Source organism: Acinetobacter sp. Tr-809 (assembly GCF_011753255.1).
GTDB lineage: Bacteria > Pseudomonadota > Gammaproteobacteria > Pseudomonadales > Moraxellaceae > Acinetobacter.
On the sequence record NZ_VWVZ01000001.1, the window covers coordinates 749,504 to 774,189 of the forward strand.

The following is a 24,686-nucleotide window of genomic DNA, read 5'->3' on the forward strand; positions in this document are numbered from 1 at the left end:
CTAATGATCTACTTAAACTTCGACCACTATAACGTAAAAATAGCATTTGCCCTGCGCAGGGTCAAGTTTTTGAAAAATTTACTATAAGTTTTGTTTTGACAGTTTTGAGATGATACCCTATCCAATAATCTCAAAATCCTTACTTTATTTATTAATAATCCTACTTTATGCCTAACAATATTAATCTTCATTGTATCTATGTCGCAGATCCAAGCCTAAACAACTTCCTTACAGGCCTTAACCATGGAATTTGGGGCTTTAAAGAATTAAATAGTAATGCAAAGCAAATTAAAACTGGTGATTACCTAATTTTTGCTCATGCCCTTTTAGGTCCTGTAAGAAGCCGCTTCTCTGGTCAATTAACACAATATGTTCTGGCGAAAGTAACCAGTGATATGTTTGAAGTTACGGCGGAGCAAGACGTAGATAACCCTCAAATATGGGACGATGAGGTTGGCACTAACATTTACCCTCACCGCTTCTACTTTAATATTCTAGCGGCCTATCCAACCCTAAAGTCTAAAAATAACGTTTATGAATTAAAGAAAGACTATTTTAATGTTGCTGATGATACTCAGGTTGCCAAGATTTATGAAGGCTTCCGCTACTCTTCATGTGTCCAAGGTAGAAATGGGCTAATTACAAATATTTCAGTGAAATTGCCTGATGAAGCGATTAAAGACAATACTTTAAAAAACTTAGGGACTATCTTTGATTTAAAAGATAGTGTGTTACACCGTAATAGTGAAAAGAAAGTTTTTGATAAGTTTCAAGCCAGTGCACCTTCACATACTGTCGATATCAATCCTGAGAAAGATATTGATGAAGAAATTTATGCAATCCAGCAAAGCTCATCTATAACAGAGACCAATAAAGAAAGGCTTATTCAGTCTCGCTTAGGTCAGGGACAATTTAGAAAAGACTTGTTGAAAAATTTTAAGAGCACGTGCCTTTTAACTGGCATCCGGCATGAATCCTTATTACTCGCAAGTCATATCAAACCTTGGAGCGAGTGTACGAATGAGGAAAGGATTGATTCTAGAAATGGTTTATTATTGTCGGCATTGATGGACAAACTCTTTGATCGTTACTTCATCACGTTTGATCCTGAGTCACTGCGACTCATCATGTGTGAAGATCCTTTAATTCTTGAAATTATTAACAATCATCAGTTAATCGATTTCGTGATAAAGGTGCCTTTCCGAGGTAAAGATCTGGCTGTTTTCAAAAAGTATATGAGTAGTCATTTCGAAAAGTTCAATGAAGTTAATGAGAAAAGATATGGGACAAAGTAATCTTAAACGCGCTGAAGAGATCCAAAACTTATTAATTTCTAAAGGCTTCACTTGGAAGAGCCATGAGCAGGCCAAAGAGAAAGTTCTTGAAGAAATCGATGAACTCTTTGTTGAGATCAATGCTCCAGAAATCAATCAGGATCGTTTAGAGGATGAGTTTGGAGATTGCTTATTCTCTCTGCTTAATTTGGCATGCCGACTAAATCTAGACTCTGAAAAATGTTTAGGCTTAGCTATCTCAAAGTTTGAGAATCGTATTGCTTATGTTGAAGAACAGGCTCAGCAAGAAGGACTTACCATGCAGGACGTAGAGTTACAGCAAATGTTGCAATGGTGGAAGTTGGCGAAGTAGTTTTGCCCGAATTGTCATAAGTATATCTATAAAGCCCAACTATTTGAGCTTTATAGATATATTATCTTAATGAAATATAATCACTTATTAAATTTATATATGTAAGAGATTACTTCCAATTTCGACTCAACTAATTTAAATGGGTCTTGAATTACAACTTTACCAGAACCTTTGACGACCTTTTCTTTAGAAATTTGAATCGAATGAACAACAGACAATATAACTTTCCTTTTATTTTTCTTGTATAGTTCAACTTCATTGTTAGTAAAAATCACTGCTGAACCATCTAACTGCGTACCTTTCACTTCAACCACGTATTCAACATTATCTTTATATGCGATCAAGTCAAATGATTCTTTTGAACAAACTTTTTGACCATTAGGATAATATTCTTGTACTTTGAATCCTCTTTCTTCTAAATCTTGGATTGTTCTTTCTGTCGAATATTTTTCAATAGCTTGTTTTATTTTTTGATTTTTTTGAAATCCAGCTCCCTCTAATTCTATGTTTGCTCTTTCAACATCAAAGTCAGTATCACTCTGTAAAATTGGTCCATTATATTGATGAACAAAATCTATAGCTTCAGAAATCCAACGGTCTTTTTTTAGATTGTATTTTTCATCATAAATAAAAAAACTATTTGATCTCCCAGGGTTTCCTTTTTTACTTTTTCTAGAAGTTCCACCTAATCGATACTTTCTATTACTATCAGGTATTAAATACATATCCTTTTTGTTGGCTTTAATGAAATAACTATCTAGTACTTTATCTACACCATCCCGTTTTTGTTCTAAAGATTGTGCTCCTGCATAAACCGTAGCATTCTTATACCAACCAACAATCACCGATCTTGTTACAGGCCCTTTATCTGGTATGGATAGCCTCTCTTTTGTAGCAAAAAAAATTACTAAGACATTCTCAATCTTTTCATCACTTTTAGGAATAGCTGGATCAATTTTTCTTAAATTTATAGTGCCATTGAATAAGCCATTTGGTTTGAATCCTGCTGGCTGAAAATATCCGTAAACATCTTGTTCAATATTTAAAAAATTGCATGCTTCTAGGCCAACATTCTTTTCAGTATAGCTTCCCCCACCTAAAGGTTTTTCGTTTGCACTTCCCCGATATAGATTCATATACCCCACGCGAGCAAACAAGACTCTTTCTATCATGTCATTTGTACCTTTTTTATGATTTTAGAAAGAATAGCACAAAATAAAAAATAAATTCATATAAAATATAGACTTAAAATTAAAAAGAAAACCAAAAGAGACTCACCACATTGAATGGTTAGCACACGGCGGTGCTGATACTGTAGAGAATACCATTGCACTTTGCCCAAACTGTCATAAGAAGATGCATATCGTGAATGCTGAGGCTGATCGTTTAACGTTAAAATATAAAAATCAATTTTTATTGAAAAAAGTTATTTAAATTCAGAATATTTATACTTAAAAATTCTATTTAGAAAGATTCCTTTTAAACAAAAACAATTTAAAACTAGATTTTTTATTTGGTATAAAAATCATAATCCCTCAAATAATTATTCCAACTAAAATAGTTGGTAACCACATGTAGCAAATACCTAGATTTTTATTAAAGGATTTAGAGTTAATTCTTCAAAGGCAATTCAAATAGTTATAGACACTTAATTTTAAAAGATATACTTTTAAAAAGTGTATCAATCTGCTTTTTAACTAAATCATTATGCATCTCTTTTAATAATCCAAAAGTATGCAACCCTCCATTTCTTTCAATTTCATTTTTATATATTCTCTTCTTTAGAGTTATTAGCTGTATTTACAGCATAAAACACTCTTATTCATACTTTTCAATAGGAAAGTCTTGCTCATCAAAAGATCCTCCAATAAATTTATTCATTTTTAATTATCTAACTCAAAAATCCTTTTATAGATTTTTTCCTAATTTTGAATTAGGGAAATATAAAAACCACTAATAGATAAGAAAATTTTTCTATTTTTTGGTTAGTTTTCTCTCCTCGCATAAATCATTATTATAACTTCTTAATTTTTCGTCATCTTCAATAATTGAAGTTAATTTCTCTTCCAACAAAATCTTCAGAATCCCTTTAACTTTAGTCAATTCTACTTCATCTTCTGTAAGATAATATAATCCAAAATGATTACTAGGTGGCTCATGATCCTGTTTAAACACGATAAAACTTTTTTTATCTTTATTAATTCTTCTATAAGCATCTACATCAATAAGTCCAGCAAATAAGTATTTATCTTTAATTTTAATTTTAAGAAAAAGATCCCTCATTAAATTAAAAATTTTTTCATAGAACTCTAAAGTGTTATCAACCTTATTAAAAGAAATATTTGTTTCAGGAGGATTCATTTCTTTTCTAAGATCAAAACAATCTAAAGAAATTTCAATCTCACCATCCTCATCTACAGAATAATGAGAGTCCCTGATGAGTCTCCACAACTCATTAGTTACATCTTGCTCCAAAGTAGTAGTTTCTAACATCTTACACCATTTTATTTATAACTCTAAAAGATATCTTAAAGCTTTCGCATCATTAAGATTATCTTCAAAATCTGCTACACCAGTAATAGTAATAATATTATTAAGCCTTTCAGTTAAACTAAAAATAACTTCATCATTAGGTTTGAAAATTAAATTTAAACTCTTTTTCTTCCTTGATCCTTTTTTCTTTTTAACAGTGCAACCAAAATATCCAGTAGTTGCATCGATATAAAATTTAGGTTTATAGCATGTAAGAAAAGAAACATATTTTAATGTATTAATTAAAGAATCAATTGATGGGTTAGCAGCTTTATAATAACTATCCATTTCCCCCATGTACTCTTTAATAGTGTTTTCCATAGCCATTAAAAAAGAATCATTAATCTCATTTGAAAAATCACATTTTGATAATACATCCAACATATTTTCCATATCATTTATTTGATTGATATAGTTTTTCTCATAAAAACTTATCCACTCACAATGTAAATGCTCAATTACATTTTCCTCATCAATTATTTCATTTAAAACATAAGAAGAAGTCCATACCTTAGTCTCACTAAAGTATGTTTTTTCTTTAACTTTTATTCCAATATTTTGATATGAATTATCAAATGAATTGGTTATATATTCCATTTTTATTCATCACTTATAAAATGATTCAACTGTTCTATTAAATCTTTTGCAGTATCTTTTGTAAAAGCAATTGAACTAATTATATAGTTTTCTCTAATTAACTCATCGCTTTCATCTTTCTTATCATCAAAGTATATAAATTCAACTATTCCAATATCACTGGTTGTTTTAACGCGAAAGCCCATGACGAACTCTGCAGATTTACTATTTTTAAAAATAACTTTTCTTTTTTCACTCATAACAATACAGCCCGAAGGTTTGAGGTCTAACAATTTTAACCGCTAGTCTTTTTAAACAATATACCGCAGATTTACCATAGTTTAAACCTAATAAACCCATACTTACAATGCAATGCTGCCAGTCCACACTTAACGTCTTGTCTAGCATCATTTTGAGTGCGATCATCATTAGCCATCTCAGACCATGATTGCCCTCTAAAGTAACGATCAACCACTGCATCTAGCCATTCGTCCATCACTTCGCTTTGGCCTAAAATATCTAGTATTAAACGTTGTACAGCACGAGCTTCATTGTCATTGATCTCACAAGTGACTTTGCCTCGCTTTGGTCGTGGTGGTTCATAATCATTGGAAATATAGTCTGCAATGACTTGATTACGTTTCTTCTGTGCCAACTTTTTGGTCCGTCGGGTTTTGGCAGCATTGTCCATCGCGATAGCAATTGGATTGGTACTCTGACCACATGGACCTGTATGACTATAGAGCCAAGCACCGAATTGGTATAGCCAACTTTCCAAATCGAATCGTGACCAATTTATTGCCTGCATGATATGCATCTTTTCAATCACCAATGTCATTTTGTACCTCTTACCAATTGCTCTATTTGTTGAACCGCTAAACCTGATTTCACTTGTTGTGTGCTGAACCGTAAAACCTGAAATCCTAAAATTGCTGCTGCGTTATATTTTTCCATGTCACCGATATAACCGGTTCCCCGTGTATGGCGGCCCTGAGACCAGATACCACCTTCAACCTCAATCAGGATCTTGGTATTGCTGATCAGGAAATCTGCCTGCCATTTGCGTGTTTGGTGAAACTTGTATTCATGTTCAAAGCCAATGCCTAAGGCTCTTAAATCTCGCATCAAGATTAATTCGCCTTCACTTGGTTCCTGTTGTTTAGGTTTAACTCTAGGTGTGGTCTTCCTTTTTGCTTTGGGTTTGACTAGTGATTTGTACTCGGCAATGCTTAATCTCATTGATCGCTACACTCATGGCGTATGGCTCTCACTCCTAGAGCGCTACGTTGACATCGTAGAGGTCTCATGCCGCCCCCTTTTGTTCAAAGCCCACAGCAGCCAAATATTCAGCCCACTTTTGGATATTCTTAGGATCTTTCAGCATGGTTTCTAAACGAACAGCAAGTTGCTCATGAGATTCATTCCCTACGGCGTATTTACCGAAATCAGGAATACGGGATAACTTCCCTGCCAAAAACTTGATTTGTTTTTCAGTGAGGTTGTTTTCAGATTTTGATTCCTGTTTGTTACTTGGTTGAGCAGAACGATTCATACGGTCAAGTTTTGCCTTTGCCTCAAGTAACCAGTTTGCAAAGTGGTAGATCATGAGTTCATCGCACATGGATTTTTCAGCATTGAATTTCTCGAATGCTCTAAATTCACGATTGAACCAACTTGCTGAAATGATCTTATTTGGATCGATCTCAGGATTTGCTTGAGCAATTTCCTCACTTAATTTTTTTGAACAGAGCCAGTGTTTTTTATTTTTAGATTCTAATGGGAGATTCATTGGGAGGTTCTGTGTTCCAATATTGGTACTGGTTGCAGTACCGTTTTTGGTACTACTGGCAGTTCCGTTATTGGTACTAGTACCGTTTTTGGAACCAGTACCTAAATTGGTACCCGTTCCGTTTTTGGGACTAGTTCCATTTTTGGTACTGGTTGGATCTTCATCTTCTCGGCCAACGACACCAATCAGTTGATAGATTTTCACTCCGTTACCCGTCGTTTTACCTGTAAATTTTATGAATGCACCTTCTTCAAGTTCATCTAGAACTTTGATGATAGTTTTACGGTTGAGTACCGTATCTTTTTCCAAACGTTTTAGACTCGGATAGCATTTGTGTTCGTCACCAGCACGATCGGCTAAGGCAAGTAAAACAAGACGTTGGCTTGATGTTTTAACCGCTGCCTTAAATGCCCAAATGGTTGCATCTAAACTCATAATCCTACTCCCAAGAATTCGAATGCGCTTTTAGCCACGACTGGAACCTGTCCATTTCCAATGGCTTTAAGTCTGTCCACCCGATGGGCCACCCCATCAGCCACTCGACCCAGTTCGGGTTCAACCGACCACCATTTCCCCCTTGTGGAGAAACAGCCGTGTTGAGACGTATCTGACGGCCTTTTGCTTTTCTTTCTGATAATGACTCGTTGCCCCATTTGTCTGCATCTGAAGCAGTCGGCGTTGGAAAATTCGCAACTGCTCCAGGTAAACCATTTCTCGGATGAGAGCTGATATTCCCTCTTTTGTTCCAATCCGATGCTTTGGGTGTTGGCCACATATTCACTATTGACTCCAAACTTGGGCTTTTCCGATTTCTTTCCGATTTGCAGTCCTTGCGATTCGAATCTGTTGCTTTTGGAGTTGGCCACATTAGATAACGATCTTTGGCTGTAGTTCCTTTTGCTCTCATACTGGTATTGCTGCCCATCTGCTGTGCTGTTGGCGTAGGCAACAATCCACACTCTGTCACGGATATGGGGCGCTCCAAAGTTAGATGCTGAAAAACGTGCCCAGTGCGCGTCATACCCCATTTGGGCAAGATCACTGATGACTCGGGTAAGTCCTCTGGAAACAAGCATTGGTGAGTTTTCCACCCAGACCTCTCTAGGTCGAACTTCACTAATAATTCGTGCCATTTCTGACCAAAGTCCTGAACGTTCTCCATCAATTCCCTTTCCTTTGCCGGCTGATGAAATGTCTTGGCATGGAAATCCGCCAGATATGACATCAACAATTCCTCGCCATGGTTTTCCGTCAAAAGATTTAATGTCAGACCAAATTGGGAAAGGCGCGAGAATTCCATCATTTTGTCGTTGCGCCAAAACTTGTGCTGCGTAGGCATCACGTTCAACTGCGCAGATTGTTTTGCATCCCAAGAGATGTGATCCGAGTATTCCACCACCAGCACCTGCGAAAAGAGCCAACTCATTCATTTCATCTCCTTAGGTCGAATATATCCGCCCATGTACTCAATCTTTCGAGCGTTGAACAAACTCGTTTCAATCTCTCCGGCCAAATGCAATGAAATACGGCCACGGCGAGCAAGTTGTTGTCTAAACTCTTCACGGGTAATAGCTGCATTTTCTTCGTTGTATCCACGCCTACGGAGATTTGCTTTATTGCGTTCAAGCAATTTATTCAAAAGCTCCAATGCAGGTTCATACCACGATTGAACGGCTTGGATCTGCTTAAAATCTGGAAGTTGTTTTAACTGTTGATTCATGTCATCTCCTTTTGAGCATACAAAGCTCTACTTAGAAATTTAGAAACGTCATTGCTAATCACACGGCAATTTTTAGAAATATGGTTTTCGATGTGGCGATCTGCGCCCATGATCAAAGTGATTTGCGTCAAATCATCGGAATTGTGTTTATCTTTGCCAGACGGTTTTGCTAGATTGTGTTCGTTCATATTTTTGTCTCGCTTAGCAAGTATGAATAAAAGGTCATAAAACCGCTTCCGCTGCTAATAACAGGAAGCGGTTTTTTATTTGCCTTGAATACAGGCATGAATTTGTTGTTCCAACGTGGCAAGCAATACATGCATGTCATGAATGACTTTGGCCATGTCGATTGCCTCGCCTTTTGTTATTCGTCCGTCCGCAAGCATTTCTCTAAATTGCTTGCTTACGTTGCCTTTCTTGATACCGATATTAAGAAAGGTATCCATCAGGCAACTGTCTCTTTTGCTTTCAGGTATATCTGGTAAGTCGATGGCTGCTTTGTCATGTTCTGCGCAGATCGCCTGTAATATTCGAAAATCCCCTGTTATGCCCATGAGCTTTGAGGCTTCGAGCAAAGTCAGGTGATGTGTTTCCGTATTTGGGTTGACCTTGCTATTGAGTACCGCAGGGCTTTTTATGCCCATGCGTGATGCAAGCGCATTTGCCCCGCCTTTAAAGTCGTGAACCGTGTGGTAAGCCGCATCTAATATGTTCATTGCGAGTCCTTTTGAACGTGTTTATTAGATGGCGAGATGACTACTATTTTGAGTAGAACGAATGTATACCCAATTAATGTCTGGTCTAAGCTCTTCAGCTTTAACCTGACCATTCGTAAATTTTTCAATTGGCAAACAACGATCTTCAGGAATTTTCTCGAAATTCCATTTACATAAAGCCCAAGGAGTAATTTTTATTCCTCTGGCTAATGCCGATTTACTACCAGCAATTTTGATAGCTTTTTTTAATGCATCTTTTGGAGTGGACATAATGCAACCGAAAACACTACTTAAAGTAGAAGATAATATACAACTTAAAATAGAATTGGTGCAACCTAAAATTCAAGATAAAATTCTACCTTATGTAGAAAATGGACAAGTTTCGATGCCACAGCCTAAATACTTGGATTTTGCCAATCGGTTAAAGGAACTGATGGAAAAAGAAGGCTCGTCAATCAAAACTGTTAATCAGTTAAAAGATACTATTGGCGTAACCTACGAGATGGCTCGTCGCTATACATTAGGTACAGCCAAGCCAAGAGAAGAAAAACTACAAACCTTGGCTAATAGTTTTAATATTGATATTAGTTATTTGGATCATGGTACTAGTTCAGAAAAAAATATTTTAAATCCTTTTTCAATTGCAGGTCGATTAATACCAGTGATTTCATGGGTACAAGCTGGTACTTGGACATCTACTGAGGGTGTGCCAGTAGGAACACAGTTTGAGGAATGGCTACCGCCAAATCCTAAATGTGGAAAAAATGGCTACGGCTTAGAAGTTGTTGGTGAATCCATGCTTCCAGACTTCCGCCCTGGTGACAAAATATATGTAAATCCCGACTTTCAAATAAATGATTTAAAAACAGGTGATTTGGTTATCGTTGCATGCGACGGGGAAACAGAAGCAACTTTCAAGAAATTGATTGTAGAAAGCAATGGTATGTATTTAGAACCCTTAAACCCAAAATGGCTTGAAAAAATCATGGAGCTTCGTGAAGGATGCGAATTGGTTGGTAAAGTTGTGGGGTTATATAGGGATGTATAACTTTTATAATTGAGAATGTAATAGTGTTAAAGAAAATTGAGTTTGATTCGATAGGTTTTAGAAATCTAAAAGATATTTCAGTTAATTTCGCCCCACGACTTAATGTAATTGCGGGGCATAACGGAATTGGAAAATCAACAATTTTAGGATTAATCGCCAATGGTTCTGAGCTTAAAAAGTATAAAACTTTATTAAACAAGGATTTTAGAGCTGATTTTGGTGAACTATTTTTTTTGGATTATTACGAAGACTTTAAATCCCGAAAACCAGAACCATCCAGAGCTAATTTGACTTATACGATTATCGAAACTGATATCGTTAAAAATTGCGAAGTTTCTGGGACTCAAAAAGAAGCTGTCCATAAAACAAAGTATAAAAAATTTATGGTTAAGGTTCCAACTACAGAGTTAACTGAAAGACAAACTTTAGCTCTCAAACCAGACTGTTTTTATGTTTACCGCATGAGAGTTATTCCTAGAACAACTAATTCTAGTCAATTAGACAAAACATTCTTAGAAGAGAATTCAATTGGGAATGCAGCGAAAATTCCAATTCCTACAATTTACTTAGGAATGAGCCGGATGTCTCCCATTGGTGAGTTCGATTGGACAGCGATCCAACAGAAAGCTACTGCTATTCCACCTGAAATAGATGAATATATTTATCAAATCTTTGACAGCATTATTCCTTTTTCAGATCCAGTCAATTTAGATGATAAGAAAACTTATGCCCACTCATTTAATGATAGCAATAAACAATCAATTGTCCCTGATTTTGGGCATTCCTCTTTGTCAATCTCATTAGGACAAGACTCATTAAGTACAATTACAACTGCTTTAGCATCATTTAAGCACTTACAAATTGAGCTTGGGGAAAATTATCAAGGTGGTATTCTTATAATTGATGAGGTTGAAGCAGGTCTACATCCAAGAGCTCAAAGAAACTTAATTCAAACTTTAAAATTATCTGCTAAAGAACTAAAATTACAAATAATAATGACAAGCCATTCTCTTACAATTATTAAAGAAACATTGGATGAAAATACCCCAAGAGAGTATAGAGCCGACGATGTTATTTATTTAATGGATACAAATGTTCCATATGTAATGGAAAATCCATCATATTTAAAAATAAAGAATGATATGCTTTTAGAGGAGTTACAAACCGAGGTTACAGATGAACCAACAGTTACTCCACCACCAAAAATGTACGTCTACTTTGAAGATCTTGAAGCTTTTGACTTTTGCCTAGCAATCTTAGACACTTTTAATATCAAAGATACATTCAGCTACTTTGGTAGAGAGTTAGAGTTAGTACCAGCTAAACTTGGTTGTCATAATTTACTTAGCTTAAGTAAAACAACACCTCACTTTCAAAGTTCAGTAATTATTTTAGACAGTGATATTAACGATCTTGTTGGTAATTCAGGAGCTATAAAAAAGTCATTATTAAGTTATTCAAATGTGGTTACATTACCTGTTAATGATTCTGGGTCTGTATTTCATGGTCTGCCTCCAGATAAATTGGCATATAGTTTCTTACTTGATAAATTTATAAACAGAAATACCAATCGCGAGTTTTGGCATACAAGTACCTCCAACAGACTTACTACTAATTTTTTCCTTGATCATTTGAAAGATATTCAAAAGCATTACAGCTCTGCTGTTCTACCACCAATAAACAATTTAGAAGATGTTAAAAAGTTACATAGAGATCCTATGAAAAATTGGTACAATGCTCAAAGAGAAACTTTAAAAACGTTCAATATTTTTGGCTTATGGGCAATTGAAAACAAAACTTATTGCGATATTTTTTTAGGTTCTTTAGTCCAAACTATAGACAAGCTTAATGGTCAACATGCAATTTAAAACACCCCTGCGATATCCTGGAGGAAAAGGTAAGTTTGCTGATTTTGTTAAAGAAATTTTTGAAGCAAACAACCTTTCCGGAGACTATCTCGAGCCATATGCTGGAGGTTCTGCTGTTGCTTTAGATCTATTATTTAATGAATATTGTACTAATATTCACATTAATGATTTTGATATCGCTGTTTACAATTTCTGGAAGTCTGTAACTGTAAATACAGAGAGTTTTTTACAGCTTTTGAATGATACAACCATCAGTATGGAAGAATGGTATAAACAAAAATACATTCTCTCAAATCCGGATCTACATAGCGAACTTGAACATGGTTTTGCAACTTTCTTTTTGAATCGTACCAATCGCTCAGGAATCCTAAAAGGAGGAGTAATTGGTGGAAAAAATCAAAATGGAAACTACAAGTTAGATGCACGTTATCACAAAGAAAACTTATCTAAGCGCATAGAAAAGATTGGGGAATATAGAGATCGGATTAAGGTCCATAACTTAGATGCATTAGAATTATTGGGACAAGTAGACAATCTGCTACCTGAGCACTCTCTAATGTACTTAGATCCCCCTTACTATGTTAAAGGACAAGGTCTTTATAGAAATTTTTATGTACACGATGATCATGTCAAGATTAGAGAAGCTTTAGATAACGTTAAATCCAAGTGGATTGTTTCTTACGATAATTGTGATCCAATCAAAGAAATATATAAGGGCTGTAAAAAAGATGAGTATGTGCTCAATTATAGTGCCCACAGTACATCTAAAGGTCAGGAAATTATGTTTTTTTGTGATTCAATAGTACCTGTTGAAATGCCTAAGAAGCATAAACAATCTGAATTCGATTTTAGTTAAATCATTGTTTTTTTTAATTAATTGAAACTCACCAACATGGTGAGTTTTTTATTGAATAGCAAACAAAGCAACAAAAAGTAGAAATAACCGCTACTAAATATTGATTAATTTTCTACTTATAGTAGTATTTATCTCACAGACAACAAAAAGCCCCGTGCTCTTGGCGGATGAACGGGGCTTTGCAATTAAGCGAGATAAGTATGAAACAAAAGCCTATAGCGAGTCAAACGTCCCAACGTTTACACCAACACCCTTCTGCTACTGATTATCAGGTCAGTACACTTGATTTCATCAAAGCCAATCTAAAAGATGCGCTTAAGTTATTCCCTATTATTTTAGTCGTTTTCCTGCTCTGGCTTGTACTTACCTTTGTCATTTACGGCATCTTTGGAGGATAAGCACATGGGACAATTACATACAGCTTCTATCTCAAAAACTAAGCTATTCAACTCGTCATTATCGAACAAAATACAACCGACAAGCTATGACGCACAGCGACTTGAAGGCCCTGTAAATACTGGGGTTTCAGCATCATATACACAGGGTAAGACCAAGAATTTGGAGCCTGTCATGCAAAAGAAACGCTATACCACACCTTTCGCGCAATTCATCTGTAAAGACGTGAACGACTACTACAACGTACGCCTTGGCCCAAAAATTTATCTGGTCAAAGTATCGTTAAATTACACCCCTGATTTTGATGGTGAATTCTTTGGTGGTGCTCAAGCCCCACGCTTTGAATGGCATTCAATTTTGGTTAAAGAATCACTAGAAAGCCAAGCTCGTCCGATTTCAGATGAAGAGTTAGCGGTGTATTGGCTAAAAGGTAATATCAAGAAAATCGTAAATTACCAACGTGCCATAGAACGCAGAGCAAAAAGCCAAACACCACGCTATAGCACAGAACAGCGTATCGATTACCGCAACGCGCAATATAACGGTGCCTAAGGAGATTTATGATGAATGCAGCCGTGAATCAACAAATGGCATCAACCAATACACAAGATGCCTTACAACTTATTCAGCTTGAGTTAAAAGCACCAAAGAGCAAATACAATAACTTTGGTAAATTCCATTACCGTAGCCTTGAAGACATCCTTGAAGGTGTTAAACCACTATTGCAAAAGTACGGCGCAACACTTGTTGTTAGCGATGAAGTGCAAGAGATAGGCCCTGTCGTGGTGATTACAGCCAAAGCAGTCTTTACCGATGCCCAAGGCAAACAAACGATGACTACCGCACATGCTGGCGTGGAGATCAATAAAAAAGGGATGGATGTTGCCCAGACTTTTGGATCATCCAGTTCCTATGCCCGTAAATATGCATTGAATGGTCTATTCCTGATTGATGATACTCAAGATGCCGATACTGATGCTTACCATCAGCAGACCAATTCGCAGACTCGCAACAATCAGCAGAATGCCCCTGCTCAAAATCAGCAACGCAATCAGAACCAACAACTGGCTCAGCAACAACGCCAGCAGCAAAACCAAACGGCTCAGCCAAATGCAGCTCAGCAACTGACTAACGATTTTCAACAGGCTCTAAATGCAATTCATCACACCGACAAAGAAGCAGATCTAGGTGCGATCTATAAACAGTTTAAAGGCACACGCTATGAAAATCAGATTGTGCAGGCTTGTAAAGCAAAAAAGGACATGGAGGGTTGGAGTGCGTAAAAACCTACATCTTTAAGTATGTGGCCAAGCTTCACGGCAAAGGCAACTTACGAGGACGTGTAGAGGCTACGACAGCTCTCCAAGCAAAACAGCAGATATTGCAAGGCAATGAATTGATCAAGGATGTCTCAGTATCGCTATTAACCAATCAAAAGGCTGCACGCACGCAGTCTTTTGAAAAGCTTAATAATTAGAAATGAAATTCGATTATTTAGACAATCCCATAAACATTGAATATTTCCGTTATGGAGAATAAATTTAAATGGCACGTTTAACAAAATTAGACCGTATGTCTCCAGAGGAAAAAACCGCTGAATCAAACCGCTTTTGGGCAGCCAATGATTCAGCTCAATTCCCGCCTGAAACGGTAGCAATTGTACTTGGCCTCTCTTTATCCTGGTTGCAGAACAAGAGAACCAATGGTGGTGGTATCCCCTTTTTCAAACCTGACGGCCGAAAGATCATCTATTATTTAAAAGCAGATGTGATTAATTACATTAATAAGAATAAGCTTAAACATACGGCGTAAAGGGGATTTACTCCCCTATTTCATTGTTTACAACTAGGCTAGTCTCTTTAATTAGATTCTGAATATTCTTTTTAAAATCATTGTAAGTAGACGATGAACTTGTTTGATCAATAGCTCCAATGAAGCATCCAAGCATTTCCTGATAGCAACTTTCTGTTATTTCTAAAAGCTTAATATGAGAGCTTTTCTCATGATTTAATAATAGAAGAATTTTTGATTTAATTAACTCACATTCAACCCTCTTTGTAGTTAACTCTCTAATCTTTTCCTGTGCTAAAGGATCAGCTTCTGGATCATAATTCACATTTGCAACATATTCACGATTTATATGATGAAATAATGACTGGCTTTCGTTGGCGATATAACCTAGATCCGCGATAAAAATTGCAAAATACTCACGTATATTTGTAATAAGGTACAATACTCTTTCGGCTGAAATTTCCTTATCTTTTAATATCTCTTGGCTTTGTATTAAAGCAATATTCGTATCAATAGTGCTTTGCGTAGAATCTTTAATTTGTTGAATTAGTGAGTCAAATGAAAGTTTAGTGAGATCGAAACTTTTTTTAGCGCACCACCATGCAAACCATGTTGCAAATAATGCTATACCTATTCCTATAATCGCGGCATTGTCAAAAGACTTCATTGCCGTTGTATCGGTTGAATGCTCGAGAAAATGCGTATTTTCTTCAGTTTGCACTACCTTCTGATTAACTATTTCAATAATTGTTCCATCTTTTTGGATACAATAATTCTTTATTTTTTCTGCATCTAATACTGGATAAATACATTTGATACCAATTTCAGGAACAATGACATTGTTTGGCATGATCAACCTTTAGAAATTTTTTATATGATATTTAAGTGACTGCTTTATATCATATTAATAGGTATCTTTCACTTAGCTATTCGAATGAGAAGTTTTTATTAATATAACGAGATTAAACTATCAAAAAGACTATCTCGAGTAGACCGTGAGTAGACCAGAAAAGTAGACTCTGAGTAGACTTTAGAAAGATTGCGATAGATTGTTAAATGTTGCGAAAAGTAGGAAATAAGGATAATAGTACAATTAAAACAGATATTTAAGAGTGGGTTTTGTTGCAAAAAGTGGTGAGGTGTTGCTATAAATTTTATTAGATTTTTTAATTATGAGTCCGCTGCTCTAACCAACTGAGCTATAGGCCCTAAACTTAAATCATATTTTATGTATGATTAATGCTGCCTGATCTTAGTCAAATTTAACTTAAATTACAAGCAGATGATTTTATCAAACTACCAAAATAATGTTAAAAATCATAAACTGCGCTGATTCTATCTGATCTTCCCAGCTTGAGTAAAGATCATATTGCACTATTTTGATCATTAATAAGACATCCATTTTTTTTCATCTGGTGTTTTAGGATATGTATTTTCCTAAAAACTCGTATTACACTTCTGCCACTCAATGCCTATGATGATAAACATGAAAAAATTTTTAGGAAAATCTATTTTTAAAGCAACGGGTTGGGAATATAACGTTGACCCAAGCATTTTAGAAAAAAAACAAGTCATTATTGGCTTCGAGCATACCTCTAACTTAGATACCATCCTTTCACTCGCTTTATTTGAAATTTTAGAGTTAAAGATTCATACCTTGATCAAGAAAGAATTATTCAAAGGTCCCTTAAAGCCAATATTAGAACATTTAGGCGGCATCCCTGTCGACCGTAAAGCCAACAAAGATATCGTGACGCAAATGGTTGAGCTGTTTAATCAGAATGACAGCTTTAATCTCGTGATTGCGCCTGAAGCAACACGTGCCAAGGATGGTGAAGAACGCAAACCTATTCGCACTGGTTTTTGGCATATCGCCAAAGCAGCCGATGTACCAATCATTTTGATGTATGCCAATGCACGTACCAAGCAAGGCGGCATTCTAGGGAAAATTTATCCAAGCGATTTACAATCAGATCTGGAAAAGATCAAAGCACTTTATGCGGAATACGACATAGACGTAAAAATTAGCTAATTGATCCCACCTATTTGGTCAATCTTTGACGCTTGATCAAGATTTTAAAGTTTGAATATGAGCGATGCTAGTTTTCAACAAAACCATCGCTATGCTAATATTCCAGCACTTTTTTTAAGTTTTATTTTTGGAGTTACTTCCATGGCGGGTCATTCTAAATGGGCCAATATTAAGCATCGTAAAGCTAAACAAGATGCAAGTCGCGGTAAAGTTTTTACTAAATACATCCGTGAGATCGTAACCGCAGCAAGATTAGGCGGTCCAGACGCAGCAAGTAACCCTCGCTTACGTGCTGTTGTTGAAAAAGCACTTTCAGTGAATATGACGCGTGATACCATCAACCGTGCAATCCAACGTGGTGCTGGTGGCGAAGACAATGATGATTTAAAAGAAGTAACCTACGAAGGTTACGGTGTTGGTGGTGTTGCAGTTATCGTTGAAACTATGACTGACAACTTAAACCGTACTGTTCCAGATGTTCGTCATTGCTTCTCTAAAACCAATGGTAACTTGGGGACCAATGGTTCAGTTGCATACTTGTTTACCAAGCGTGGCGAAATTTCTTTTGAAGATGTTTCTTTAGAAGACAAAGTGATGGATGTTGCTTTGGAAGCAGGTGCTGACGACATCGAGATTGATGAAGATAGTATCTTAGTCATTACCAGCCCTGAAAGCTTTGGTGATGTTCAAGATGCACTTACAGCAGCAGGTTTAAAATCTGACAATGCTGAAGTTGTAATGAGTCCATCAACTAAAGCTGAAATCACTGATATCGATCAGGCCAAACAAATCATGAAAATGATTGATATGCTTGAAGATCTTGACGATGTTCAAAACGTTTATACCAACGTTGAATTCTCTGAAGAAGTTTTAGCTCAGCTTGATGCTTAATTCTTTAAGATAATAAAAAAATGCATCTTTTTAGATGCATTTTTTTATAACTTATTCAAAAGTTTATAGCAGTTAAATACGTTATATTCTTTGATCACGAAGCTGGAATGAAGCGCAACCACGCTATCAATCTTACCAATACGGCGTAATAGAATTTCACTATAGTCATCCATATTACGTGCCACCAATTCCAAAATAAAATCTGCACTCTGCCCCGTCACTAAAAAGGCATTGGTCACTTCTGGAATATCTTCAATTTCTTGTAGGAATTTATCAAAAGTTTCACTGTCGTGTTTGCTCAAGGAAACCTGCAAAAGAATATGTAAGCTAAAACCGAGTTTATTAAAATTAATTTCTCGTTTGAGCTGTCCCATCACTTGGGATTCGATTAAGTTTTTTATCCTACGATGCACTGAACTGACCGAAAGGTTTATGCGCTCAGATAATTCATTCAGATTGACATCTTCATGGGTCAGAATCTCAAGTATTTGCTTATCAAAACGATCCAATTCCATTCTACAGTTCTCACTCTTCGTCTACGTTGTTATCGGAACTGCTCACTCAGTAATTTTTAAGGGTCAAGGGAAAACATTCGTTTAACTTTTGACAATGCTGCATGGATAACGCAAACATAATTCCGATAAACTTTTGATTTATCTCTGTCTCAAAGCCGAAACAAGACCTTTTGAGCAACTGTTCAACTGATCTCCCAATAGTTGAACAACTCGTTTCGATCCCCATCACACCCTGAAACATAAGATAACAAAGCCTTTTTATAATTATTTCCCTCTTTTCAGTTTTTTTAAAGTAAATTTGGCAATAATTTCTAATATTTTCTGCTTAAAACGAATTTTCTTTTAAAAATTAATTTTATTTACCGATAATTTTTTACTTTCTTGGCTATTTTTCTCTTTTCTTTCCCATAAAAAAGCCCCGATTATAATCAATCAGGGCTTTTCCACAAAAAAACTGATTTATAAACCACGCCAATCGACACGAGCATTACGCTCAGTGGCATAAATACGCTGAACGTATTGCCCAATCGGCAGATCTGATAAATAGTCATAATATTGCTTCAGTTCACCATCAAACTGTTCAATATCATCATTCTCGAGTTCCCAAGGCGTGCCTTTGATCACCAATAATGGTGCAAGAATAGAACAGACTGAAATATCCGCTAAACCAAGACGATCGCCAACCATATAACGTCCTTGATTATCAACCAAACGCTGGTTGAGATCGCTAATCAACTCGGTCATACGCAACTTAGATTGAGCAACTTTTTCTGGGCTCAATTTATAGTTCGTCGAAACCAGACTTTTTAGTATTGGTTTAGAAATCTTCTCAAACTGACGTAAATAGCCTTGTTCACCCATCATGATTTCAAGCGGATGATCACCCACTGACAGTGCATGTGCCAATGACCAGCGACGAACATGTACACCAAGTTCATCAGTCAATTTGTCGATTTCTAAAGCTTGCTCACGTAACTGCTCATCACGTCTCAATAACGCATGTTCAGGATATGTCGTATCAAGATATAAAGCGATTTGTGTTGAATCAGCAACCCACCGCTTATCATCTTTCAACATTGGCAATAAATATTGCCCAGACTTTAGATAAGTAAACGCACGATGGAAACCTGGAATTAAATTATGTGCCACATAGTCCAATTCCTTATGATCTAACAACCAGCGAGCTTTTTCACAATAGTGAGACAAAGGAAATTGGTATAAAACCCGCATAAACTCTCCAAATTTATTTTTCTATTCGATCAAACATAAGGTTTTCCCTACTTTAGAAGTAAAAGCTAATGAATACAATGTCCTTTTCGTTCGATCTTTTTTTAATTTTGGCGAAGTCGCTTTATAAATTTTCGTGGTGAGAATATTCCTTTCATTCATAGAAAATGAGTTTTTAGACTGTTTAATAAATTACCAATAAGCACAAACCACTGTTTTATCTAAATATTTAATATTAATTTTTCTGTTATTTTTCTCATAAAAAATGCTTAGAAATTATTGTGATATATAAGCCATAACTGATGGTTTAGTTGAAAAGTAAAACTTTTGTAAAGTGTCTCTTATCTATTAGAGGTGCTCACATGTCCAGTAATCAATCAGTGATTCAAGTTCAAACACAACTGATTTCAAATGATCAGCAGGCCATCAATGCTGCCTATCAAGTTGCTGACTTTGCATTAGAAGATCGAAATAATCGAGATCAAAACCGTGTTTTACCCACCGAACAAATCATTCAGTTTAGCCAAAAAGGTCTGGGCGGAATCCGTATACCACAACAATATGGTGGTGCTTTTGTCTCCAATAAAACCTTGGCCCATGTGTTTCGTATTCTAAGTAAAGCCGATGCCAATGTTGGACAAATTCCACAAAACCAATTCGGTCTTTTAAATTTTATTAATATCACCGGTTCAGATGCACAAAAGCAGTTTATCTACACTGAAATTCTTGCAGGTAAACGCATTGCCAATGGTGGGCCTGAAAAAAATTCTAAAGACACCAAAGCCATTCTAACTGCTTTAAGATTGGAAAATGGGCAATACTTTTTAAATGGGGAAAAGTTTTACTCGACTGGAACTAGCTTTACAGATTGGTTAGCGATTCGTGCCTTACACCCAGATGGCTATACCGTATTGGCGATCGTTGATCGACATGCGGTTGGTGTTGAAGTGATTAATGACTGGAATGGGTTTGGGCAACGTACTACAGCAAGTGGAACGGTAAAACTACACAACGTTGTCGTTGATCCTGCACTTTTTTTTGATGAGCGCATTATTGCTGACATCCCAAATGTTCGCGGTGCTTATTCTCAACTTTTACAAGTTGCGATTGATGTTGGCATTGCCGAAGCTGCTTTTGATGACACCTTATCCAGTATTCGTAAAGCACGTCCAATTGTTGATTCAGGCGTAGAAAAAGCCAGTGAAGAACATTACACCTTACAAGAAGTTGGCAAGCTCAATATCCTGCTGGATGCAGCCATTTTATTGCTGGATGATGCTGCCGAATATCTAGATGAACTGGATCAAATCGCTGAGATTTCTGCCGAGCAAGCTGCTCGTGCTTCTATTTTAGTGGCGGAAGCAAAGATCTATGCCAACGATGCTGCCCTGCATATCTCAGAAAAACTGCTCGAACTTGGTGGCAGCCGTGCCAGCCTGAGCCAGCATAATCTTGATCAGCATTGGCGTAATGCCCGTGTGCATACCCTACACGATCCTGTGCGTTGGAAATTCCATGCTATTGGTGACTATTACCTCAATGGTACGCACCCTGCCCGCCATGCTTGGATTTAAGGAGCAAATCATTATGACCTCTTATCAAGAATTACAAGGTTTTGCCAAAACCAATTTTAAAGCAGCCCATATTATCCAAAGCGATGCCGAAGCCCTAGAAATTGCGACCCAGCTCAGTCAACAGTTTAAACAAGCGGCGGTTGAACGCGATGCCAATCGAAACTTGCCGTTTACTGAAATAGAAACCTACAGTCAGTCAGGTTTATGGGCGATTACTGTACCTAGGCAATATGGTGGCGCAGAAGTTTCCAGCTTAACTGTTGCCAAAGTGATTGCGCTGTTTAGTGGTGCAGATGGTTCAATCGGTCAGATTCCACAAAACCATTTTTATGCATTGGAGGTATTACGCAATACAGGCACGGAAGCGCAAAAGAAACGCCTCTATCAAGAAGTGTTACAAGGTGCGCGTTTTGGTAATGCGCTGGCGGAATTTAAAACCCGCACTTCTGCACATAAACAAACTACCTTAATCCCAAGTGAAAACGGTTATCTGATTCAAGGAGAAAAATTTTATTGCACAGGTAGCCTATTTGCACATCGTATTCCAACCCTAGTGGTTGATGAAACAGGTAACGAATTTTTGGCTTTTGTACAAAGAGACAGTCAAGGTTTAGAACTGATTGATGACTGGTCTGGGTTTGGGCAACGGACTACGGGTAGCGGTACAGTCAAATTTAATCAGGTCTTTGTTGCCAAGGATGATGTGATTCCTTTTGATACTGCCTTCAAGCAGCTATCTTTGGTGGGGCCATTTGCGCAAATTATGCATGCAGCGATTGAAGTCGGCATTGCCCGTGCAGCCTTTGAAGAAACCCTAGAGCGTGTGCGTGTTGCCCGCCCTTGGATTGATGCCAAAATTGAGTCCGCAACACAGGACCCTTTAACTCTATCTGAGCTGGGTCGTGTGGCAACCGATGTCAAAGCTAGCGAATTACTCCTTAAACAAGCAGCTCGATCTGTAGATATCGCCAAACAGGATCTCAATGCTGACACCTTAGCCAAAGCCTCAATTGATGTGGCCAAAGTTCGTGCACATAGTACGGTAACTGCATTAAAGGCATCATCGAAACTGATTGAATTAGCAGGTAGCCGTGGCAGTCAACGTGCTGATGGCCTTGATCGTCATTGGCGTAATGCACGTGTACATACCTTACATGATGCTGCACGCTGGAAATATTACTTCATCGGTAATTATGTGTTGAATGGCATTCTGCCTCCACGACGGGGGACTTTGTAATGAGTCAAACGTTTGCTAAAAAAATCTTGTTAAATGCCTTTGATATGAATTGTGTCGGTCATATCAATCATGGTTTATGGACGCATCCGCGGGATCAATCACATCGCTTTAATGAATTGAGCTATTGGACTGAACTGGCACAAACGTTAGAACAAGGTTTGTTTGATGGTTTATTTTTAGCTGATATTACAGGTGTTTACGATGTCTATCAAAATGGAATAGAGCTGACTTTAAAAGAATCAATTCAACTGCCGAGCCATGACCCTTCTACCCTGATTTCGGCAATGGCTTTGGTGACACAGAATTTAAGCTTTGGCGTCACGGTCAATCTCAGCTATGAGCAGCCCTATCAATTTGCACGGCGATTTGCCAGTCTCGATCATTTAACTCAAGGTCGTTTGGGCTGGAATATTGTCACAGGCTATCTGGATAGTGCCGAACGCCTAATTGGGCAAAAAGGCTTAAAAGATCATGATGCACGTTATGATCAGGCCGAGGAGTTCCTACAGCTTTGCTATAAATATTGGGAAGGCTCTTGGGAAAATGATGCCTTAAAGAAAGATAAACAACAGCGCGTTTTTACTGATCCAAATAAAGTCCACTCGATCAATCATCAAGGGCAATATTACCAAAGCCAAGGGGTATTTCAGGTTGCGCCTTCGGTTCAACGTACGCCAACACTCTTCCAAGCAGGTGCATCACCGAAAGGACTACAGTTTGCCACGCGTCATGCCGAATGTATTTTTATCGGTGGTGATCAACCTGAGAAGATTCGTCAGCAAGTTAATAAAATACGACTACAAGCAACACAGCAAGGTCGTGATGAAGATGCGATTAAAATCTTTGTCGGGATTACCGTTGTAGTCGCAGAAACACATGAACTTGCCCAGCAAAAACTGGCTGAATATCGTCAATATGCCAGCCCTGAAGCAGGTCTAGCGCATTATGCCAGTTCAGTCGGAATTGATCTTTCTAAGTTTGCAGATGATGAAGCGATTCCTTATCAAAAGAGCAATAGCATCGCTTCCGTCAATGAAAAGTTTAAAGAACAGCGTATCAGCAAAAATGACTTAAAAGCCCAACATGTGCTTGGTGGACGTTATCCCCTGATTGTAGGGAGTGGTATTGAAGTTGCAGAATATCTCATTGAACTACTTGATCAAACGGGTATTGATGGTTTTAACCTGACCCGTACGGTTGCACCTGAATCACACCATGATTTCATTCGACTGGTGATTCCTGAATTACAGCAACGTGGACGTTATAAAACTGAATATGCAACGGGTTCACTGCGAAACAAACTTTTTGCCCAAGGCGATCATTTAGCCGCAAGTCATCCTGCTAATCAGTTCCGATGTAGAACACATGACAACACAGATGATCTAAAAATAATTGAAGAAATTAGTGCTTAACATTTAAGAAAAGAATTGGAGAAATATATGGCTCAAACAGCCTCTAAAAAATGGCTCGGTATTGGCCTTGTCGTCGTCGTTGCGATTATTGCCTTATTGATCTGGAATAAACAAAGACAGAACCATAGTAGTGAACTGGTGATTGGAATTAGCCCCTCTTTTGCCCATCCACTGCAAGTCGCAGCCGATGAAGCCAAACAGCAAGGTTTAAATGTCAAATTGGTCGAGTTTTCTGACTGGAATACGCCTAACATTACCTTAAATCATGGGGACATTGATGCGAACTTTTTCCAGCATCAACCTTTTTTGGATAATGCCATTAAAGAAACTGGCTTTAAATTAAAGTCCTTTGCTGCGGGTGCGGCTTCGCATGTTGGACTGTATTCAAAAAAATATCAAAGTTTTGATGCACTACCAAATGGTGCAACTGTTGCGATTCCGAATGATCCTGTCAATCAAGGGCGTGCTTTATTGCTATTGCAACAAGCCAAGTTGATTGAGCTGAAAGACAGTAACAATCACCTTTCTGCATTGAAAGACATTACAGCGAATCCGAAGAATCTGAAATTTACTGAAGTTGAAGGCCCTCAAACTGCACGTGCGATTGATGATGTTGATCTCGCTTTTGGTTATCCACATTACTTACGTTTAGCCAAGACGGCTGATCCTGAAAGTGCCTTATTGTTTGATGACAACACAAATAAACGTTATGCGATTTTATTTGTAGTGCGTGATGATTATCAGGACAAAGACAATAAACTGCAGAAATTTGTCGAGATTTATCAAAACTCACCTAAAGTCAAAGCTGCATTGGATAGCGATTTCGGTCCAACGTTGTGGTTCCCAGGTTGGAAATAAG

General features: G+C 37.3%; 29 protein-coding genes and 1 pseudogene. 16 read left to right on the forward strand and 14 right to left on the reverse strand.

What is annotated here, in order from left to right; all coding sequences use genetic code 11:
- Positions 1–167: 167 nt before the first annotated feature.
- Both F3J02_RS03825 and F3J02_RS03830 read left to right on the forward strand, forming a co-directional pair.
- Complete coding sequence (locus F3J02_RS03825) at positions 168–1,295, forward strand: HNH endonuclease (RefSeq protein WP_167247776.1); 1,128 nt, start codon at positions 168–170, stop codon at positions 1,293–1,295.
- Positions 1,282–1,647, forward strand: coding sequence for a MazG nucleotide pyrophosphohydrolase domain-containing protein (locus F3J02_RS03830; protein WP_167247777.1), 366 nt, complete (start codon positions 1,282–1,284; stop codon positions 1,645–1,647). The genes F3J02_RS03825 and F3J02_RS03830 overlap by 14 nt, the downstream gene beginning before the upstream one ends.
- A gap of 80 nt (positions 1,648–1,727) precedes the next feature.
- Here the strand turns inward: F3J02_RS03830 and F3J02_RS03835 are convergent, their stop codons facing one another.
- Entirely contained in the window at positions 1,728–2,819 is a 1,092-nt protein-coding gene (locus tag F3J02_RS03835) for a protein NO VEIN domain-containing protein (protein WP_167247778.1), read from the reverse strand.
- 97 nt (positions 2,820–2,916) lie between these two features.
- On the opposite strand from F3J02_RS03835, the pseudogene F3J02_RS03840 reads away from it, so the two are divergent.
- Positions 2,917–3,081, forward strand: a pseudogene (locus F3J02_RS03840) (HNH endonuclease); the annotation flags it as partial.
- A gap of 540 nt (positions 3,082–3,621) precedes the next feature.
- On the opposite strand, the gene F3J02_RS03845 reads toward F3J02_RS03840, so the two are convergent.
- The 10 genes from F3J02_RS03845 to F3J02_RS03890 all read right to left on the reverse strand — a co-directional run bounded on the left by F3J02_RS03845 (position 3,622) and on the right by F3J02_RS03890 (position 9,250).
- Complete coding sequence (locus F3J02_RS03845; RefSeq protein ID WP_167247779.1) at positions 3,622–4,140, reverse strand: hypothetical protein; 519 nt, start codon at positions 4,138–4,140, stop codon at positions 3,622–3,624.
- A 15-nt stretch (positions 4,141–4,155) separates the two neighbouring features.
- The gene (locus tag F3J02_RS03850) at positions 4,156–4,776 is read right to left on the reverse strand and encodes a hypothetical protein (RefSeq protein WP_167247780.1); all 621 of its coding nucleotides are present in this window, start codon (positions 4,774–4,776) and stop codon (positions 4,156–4,158) included.
- Positions 4,777–4,778: 2 nt separating this feature from the next.
- On the reverse strand, positions 4,779–5,015 hold the full coding sequence (locus F3J02_RS03855) for a hypothetical protein (RefSeq protein WP_167247781.1): 237 nt from the start codon (positions 5,013–5,015) through the stop codon (positions 4,779–4,781).
- 71 nt (positions 5,016–5,086) lie between these two features.
- On the reverse strand, positions 5,087–5,593 hold the full coding sequence (locus tag F3J02_RS03860; RefSeq protein WP_167247782.1) for a hypothetical protein: 507 nt from the start codon (positions 5,591–5,593) through the stop codon (positions 5,087–5,089).
- A complete protein-coding gene (locus F3J02_RS03865) occupies positions 5,590–5,994 on the reverse strand; it encodes a DUF559 domain-containing protein (protein WP_167247783.1) in 405 nt (134 codons plus the stop codon). Before F3J02_RS03865 ends, F3J02_RS03860 begins: the two co-directional genes overlap by 4 nt.
- Before the next feature lie 64 nt (positions 5,995–6,058).
- Positions 6,059–6,979: a helix-turn-helix domain-containing protein gene (locus tag F3J02_RS03870; RefSeq protein ID WP_167247784.1), complete on the reverse strand. Its 921-nt coding sequence runs from the start codon at positions 6,977–6,979 to the stop codon at positions 6,059–6,061.
- Positions 6,976–7,974 carry a DNA cytosine methyltransferase gene (locus F3J02_RS03875; RefSeq protein ID WP_167247785.1) on the reverse strand — a complete coding sequence of 333 codons (999 nt, stop codon included), beginning with the start codon at positions 7,972–7,974 and terminating at the stop codon, positions 6,976–6,978. Before F3J02_RS03875 ends, F3J02_RS03870 begins: the two co-directional genes overlap by 4 nt.
- Positions 7,971–8,264, reverse strand: a complete 294-nt coding sequence (locus tag F3J02_RS03880; RefSeq protein ID WP_167247786.1) for a hypothetical protein — start codon at positions 8,262–8,264, stop codon at positions 7,971–7,973. Before F3J02_RS03880 ends, F3J02_RS03875 begins: the two co-directional genes overlap by 4 nt.
- 263 nt (positions 8,265–8,527) lie before the next feature.
- Positions 8,528–8,980: a phage regulatory CII family protein gene (locus F3J02_RS03885; protein WP_167247787.1), complete on the reverse strand. Its 453-nt coding sequence runs from the start codon at positions 8,978–8,980 to the stop codon at positions 8,528–8,530.
- 24 nt (positions 8,981–9,004) lie between these two features.
- Positions 9,005–9,250 (reverse strand): transcriptional regulator, encoded by a 246-nt coding sequence (locus F3J02_RS03890; protein WP_167247788.1) that lies wholly within the window; start codon positions 9,248–9,250, stop codon positions 9,005–9,007.
- Between the two features lies 1 nt (position 9,251).
- Here F3J02_RS03890 and F3J02_RS03895 point away from each other — a divergent pair, with 1 nt between their 5' ends.
- The 7 genes from F3J02_RS03895 (at position 9,252) to F3J02_RS03925 (ending at position 14,960) form a co-directional block, all read left to right on the forward strand.
- Positions 9,252–10,028, forward strand: coding sequence for a LexA family protein (locus F3J02_RS03895; protein ID WP_167247789.1), 777 nt, complete (start codon positions 9,252–9,254; stop codon positions 10,026–10,028).
- A 23-nt stretch (positions 10,029–10,051) separates the two neighbouring features.
- Positions 10,052–11,896, forward strand: a complete 1,845-nt coding sequence (locus F3J02_RS03900) for an AAA family ATPase (protein WP_167247790.1) — start codon at positions 10,052–10,054, stop codon at positions 11,894–11,896.
- Entirely contained in the window at positions 11,886–12,752 is an 867-nt protein-coding gene (locus tag F3J02_RS03905) for a DNA adenine methylase (protein WP_416224636.1), read from the forward strand. The genes F3J02_RS03900 and F3J02_RS03905 overlap by 11 nt, the downstream gene beginning before the upstream one ends.
- A 200-nt stretch (positions 12,753–12,952) precedes the next feature.
- Complete coding sequence (locus F3J02_RS03910; RefSeq protein WP_167247792.1) at positions 12,953–13,150, forward strand: hypothetical protein; 198 nt, start codon at positions 12,953–12,955, stop codon at positions 13,148–13,150.
- A gap of 4 nt (positions 13,151–13,154) precedes the next feature.
- Positions 13,155–13,700, forward strand: coding sequence for a hypothetical protein (locus F3J02_RS03915; RefSeq protein WP_167247793.1), 546 nt, complete (start codon positions 13,155–13,157; stop codon positions 13,698–13,700).
- 11 nt (positions 13,701–13,711) lie between these two features.
- A complete protein-coding gene (locus tag F3J02_RS03920; protein ID WP_167247867.1) occupies positions 13,712–14,431 on the forward strand; it encodes an ERF family protein in 720 nt (239 codons plus the stop codon).
- A gap of 262 nt (positions 14,432–14,693) precedes the next feature.
- Positions 14,694–14,960: a DNA-binding protein gene (locus tag F3J02_RS03925; protein WP_167247794.1), complete on the forward strand. Its 267-nt coding sequence runs from the start codon at positions 14,694–14,696 to the stop codon at positions 14,958–14,960.
- Positions 14,961–14,967: 7 nt separating this feature from the next.
- On the opposite strand, the gene F3J02_RS03930 is transcribed toward F3J02_RS03925, so the two are convergent.
- Positions 14,968–15,789, reverse strand: a complete 822-nt coding sequence (locus F3J02_RS03930) for a hypothetical protein (protein ID WP_167247795.1) — start codon at positions 15,787–15,789, stop codon at positions 14,968–14,970.
- Positions 15,790–16,425: 636 nt separating this feature from the next.
- On the opposite strand from F3J02_RS03930, the gene F3J02_RS03935 reads away from it, so the two are divergent.
- Both F3J02_RS03935 and F3J02_RS03940 read left to right on the forward strand, forming a co-directional pair.
- Positions 16,426–16,971 carry a 1-acyl-sn-glycerol-3-phosphate acyltransferase gene (locus tag F3J02_RS03935; RefSeq protein ID WP_416224637.1) on the forward strand — a complete coding sequence of 182 codons (546 nt, stop codon included), beginning with the start codon at positions 16,426–16,428 and terminating at the stop codon, positions 16,969–16,971.
- Between the two features lie 141 nt (positions 16,972–17,112).
- Complete coding sequence (locus F3J02_RS03940) at positions 17,113–17,862, forward strand: YebC/PmpR family DNA-binding transcriptional regulator (protein WP_167247796.1); 750 nt, start codon at positions 17,113–17,115, stop codon at positions 17,860–17,862.
- Positions 17,863–17,906: 44 nt separating this feature from the next.
- Here F3J02_RS03940 and F3J02_RS03945 read toward each other — a convergent pair whose 3' ends face one another.
- Together F3J02_RS03945 and F3J02_RS03950 are read right to left on the reverse strand one after the other, a co-directional pair.
- Entirely contained in the window at positions 17,907–18,377 is a 471-nt protein-coding gene (locus F3J02_RS03945) for an Lrp/AsnC family transcriptional regulator (protein WP_004661600.1), read from the reverse strand.
- A gap of 459 nt (positions 18,378–18,836) precedes the next feature.
- Complete coding sequence (locus tag F3J02_RS03950) at positions 18,837–19,607, reverse strand: glutathione S-transferase family protein (protein ID WP_167247797.1); 771 nt, start codon at positions 19,605–19,607, stop codon at positions 18,837–18,839.
- A 359-nt stretch (positions 19,608–19,966) separates the two neighbouring features.
- Between F3J02_RS03950 and F3J02_RS03955 the strand changes: the two genes are divergently transcribed.
- Genes F3J02_RS03955 through F3J02_RS03970 form a run of 4 tightly spaced genes read left to right on the forward strand, consistent with a single transcriptional unit; the run spans position 19,967 to position 24,685 of the window.
- Positions 19,967–21,178, forward strand: a complete 1,212-nt coding sequence (locus F3J02_RS03955) for an SfnB family sulfur acquisition oxidoreductase (RefSeq protein WP_167247798.1) — start codon at positions 19,967–19,969, stop codon at positions 21,176–21,178.
- A 13-nt stretch (positions 21,179–21,191) separates the two neighbouring features.
- A complete protein-coding gene (locus F3J02_RS03960; RefSeq protein WP_167247869.1) occupies positions 21,192–22,415 on the forward strand; it encodes an SfnB family sulfur acquisition oxidoreductase in 1,224 nt (407 codons plus the stop codon).
- On the forward strand, positions 22,415–23,827 hold the full coding sequence (locus F3J02_RS03965; RefSeq protein WP_167247799.1) for an LLM class flavin-dependent oxidoreductase: 1,413 nt from the start codon (positions 22,415–22,417) through the stop codon (positions 23,825–23,827). Before F3J02_RS03960 ends, F3J02_RS03965 begins: the two co-directional genes overlap by 1 nt.
- Before the next feature lie 27 nt (positions 23,828–23,854).
- Positions 23,855–24,685 carry a MetQ/NlpA family ABC transporter substrate-binding protein gene (locus F3J02_RS03970; protein ID WP_167247800.1) on the forward strand — a complete coding sequence of 277 codons (831 nt, stop codon included), beginning with the start codon at positions 23,855–23,857 and terminating at the stop codon, positions 24,683–24,685.
- Position 24,686 lies beyond the last annotated feature (1 nt).

What these genes read in the sequence shown, in the direction of transcription:
- F3J02_RS03885 (WP_167247787.1), bottom strand. Translation starts at nt 8,980, where the DNA reads ATGAACATATTAGATGCGGCTTACCACACGGTTCACGACTTTAAAGGC.
- F3J02_RS03955 (WP_167247798.1), top strand. Translation starts at nt 19,967, where the DNA reads ATGTCCAGTAATCAATCAGTGATTCAAGTTCAAACACAACTGATTTCA.
- F3J02_RS03890 (WP_167247788.1), bottom strand. Translation starts at nt 9,250, where the DNA reads ATGTCCACTCCAAAAGATGCATTAAAAAAAGCTATCAAAATTGCTGGT.
- F3J02_RS03945 (WP_004661600.1), bottom strand. Translation starts at nt 18,377, where the DNA reads ATGGAATTGGATCGTTTTGATAAGCAAATACTTGAGATTCTGACCCAT.
- F3J02_RS03910 (WP_167247792.1), top strand. Translation starts at nt 12,953, where the DNA reads ATGAAACAAAAGCCTATAGCGAGTCAAACGTCCCAACGTTTACACCAA.
- F3J02_RS03920 (WP_167247867.1), top strand. Translation starts at nt 13,712, where the DNA reads ATGAATGCAGCCGTGAATCAACAAATGGCATCAACCAATACACAAGAT.
- F3J02_RS03965 (WP_167247799.1), top strand. Translation starts at nt 22,415, where the DNA reads ATGAGTCAAACGTTTGCTAAAAAAATCTTGTTAAATGCCTTTGATATG.
- F3J02_RS03915 (WP_167247793.1), top strand. Translation starts at nt 13,155, where the DNA reads ATGGGACAATTACATACAGCTTCTATCTCAAAAACTAAGCTATTCAAC.
- F3J02_RS03930 (WP_167247795.1), bottom strand. Translation starts at nt 15,789, where the DNA reads ATGCCAAACAATGTCATTGTTCCTGAAATTGGTATCAAATGTATTTAT.
- F3J02_RS03870 (WP_167247784.1), bottom strand. Translation starts at nt 6,979, where the DNA reads ATGAGTTTAGATGCAACCATTTGGGCATTTAAGGCAGCGGTTAAAACA.
- F3J02_RS03935 (WP_416224637.1), top strand. Translation starts at nt 16,426, where the DNA reads ATGAAAAAATTTTTAGGAAAATCTATTTTTAAAGCAACGGGTTGGGAA.
- F3J02_RS03830 (WP_167247777.1), top strand. Translation starts at nt 1,282, where the DNA reads ATGGGACAAAGTAATCTTAAACGCGCTGAAGAGATCCAAAACTTATTA.
- F3J02_RS03895 (WP_167247789.1), top strand. Translation starts at nt 9,252, where the DNA reads ATGCAACCGAAAACACTACTTAAAGTAGAAGATAATATACAACTTAAA.
- F3J02_RS03950 (WP_167247797.1), bottom strand. Translation starts at nt 19,607, where the DNA reads ATGCGGGTTTTATACCAATTTCCTTTGTCTCACTATTGTGAAAAAGCT.
- F3J02_RS03940 (WP_167247796.1), top strand. Translation starts at nt 17,113, where the DNA reads ATGGCGGGTCATTCTAAATGGGCCAATATTAAGCATCGTAAAGCTAAA.
- F3J02_RS03825 (WP_167247776.1), top strand. Translation starts at nt 168, where the DNA reads ATGCCTAACAATATTAATCTTCATTGTATCTATGTCGCAGATCCAAGC.
- F3J02_RS03860 (WP_167247782.1), bottom strand. Translation starts at nt 5,593, where the DNA reads ATGACATTGGTGATTGAAAAGATGCATATCATGCAGGCAATAAATTGG.
- F3J02_RS03875 (WP_167247785.1), bottom strand. Translation starts at nt 7,974, where the DNA reads ATGAATGAGTTGGCTCTTTTCGCAGGTGCTGGTGGTGGAATACTCGGA.
- F3J02_RS03835 (WP_167247778.1), bottom strand. Translation starts at nt 2,819, where the DNA reads ATGATAGAAAGAGTCTTGTTTGCTCGCGTGGGGTATATGAATCTATAT.
- F3J02_RS03865 (WP_167247783.1), bottom strand. Translation starts at nt 5,994, where the DNA reads ATGAGATTAAGCATTGCCGAGTACAAATCACTAGTCAAACCCAAAGCA.
- F3J02_RS03960 (WP_167247869.1), top strand. Translation starts at nt 21,192, where the DNA reads ATGACCTCTTATCAAGAATTACAAGGTTTTGCCAAAACCAATTTTAAA.
- F3J02_RS03845 (WP_167247779.1), bottom strand. Translation starts at nt 4,140, where the DNA reads ATGTTAGAAACTACTACTTTGGAGCAAGATGTAACTAATGAGTTGTGG.
- F3J02_RS03880 (WP_167247786.1), bottom strand. Translation starts at nt 8,264, where the DNA reads ATGAATCAACAGTTAAAACAACTTCCAGATTTTAAGCAGATCCAAGCC.
- F3J02_RS03905 (WP_416224636.1), top strand. Translation starts at nt 11,886, where the DNA reads ATGCAATTTAAAACACCCCTGCGATATCCTGGAGGAAAAGGTAAGTTT.
- F3J02_RS03925 (WP_167247794.1), top strand. Translation starts at nt 14,694, where the DNA reads ATGGCACGTTTAACAAAATTAGACCGTATGTCTCCAGAGGAAAAAACC.
- F3J02_RS03855 (WP_167247781.1), bottom strand. Translation starts at nt 5,015, where the DNA reads ATGAGTGAAAAAAGAAAAGTTATTTTTAAAAATAGTAAATCTGCAGAG.
- F3J02_RS03970 (WP_167247800.1), top strand. Translation starts at nt 23,855, where the DNA reads ATGGCTCAAACAGCCTCTAAAAAATGGCTCGGTATTGGCCTTGTCGTC.
- F3J02_RS03850 (WP_167247780.1), bottom strand. Translation starts at nt 4,776, where the DNA reads ATGGAATATATAACCAATTCATTTGATAATTCATATCAAAATATTGGA.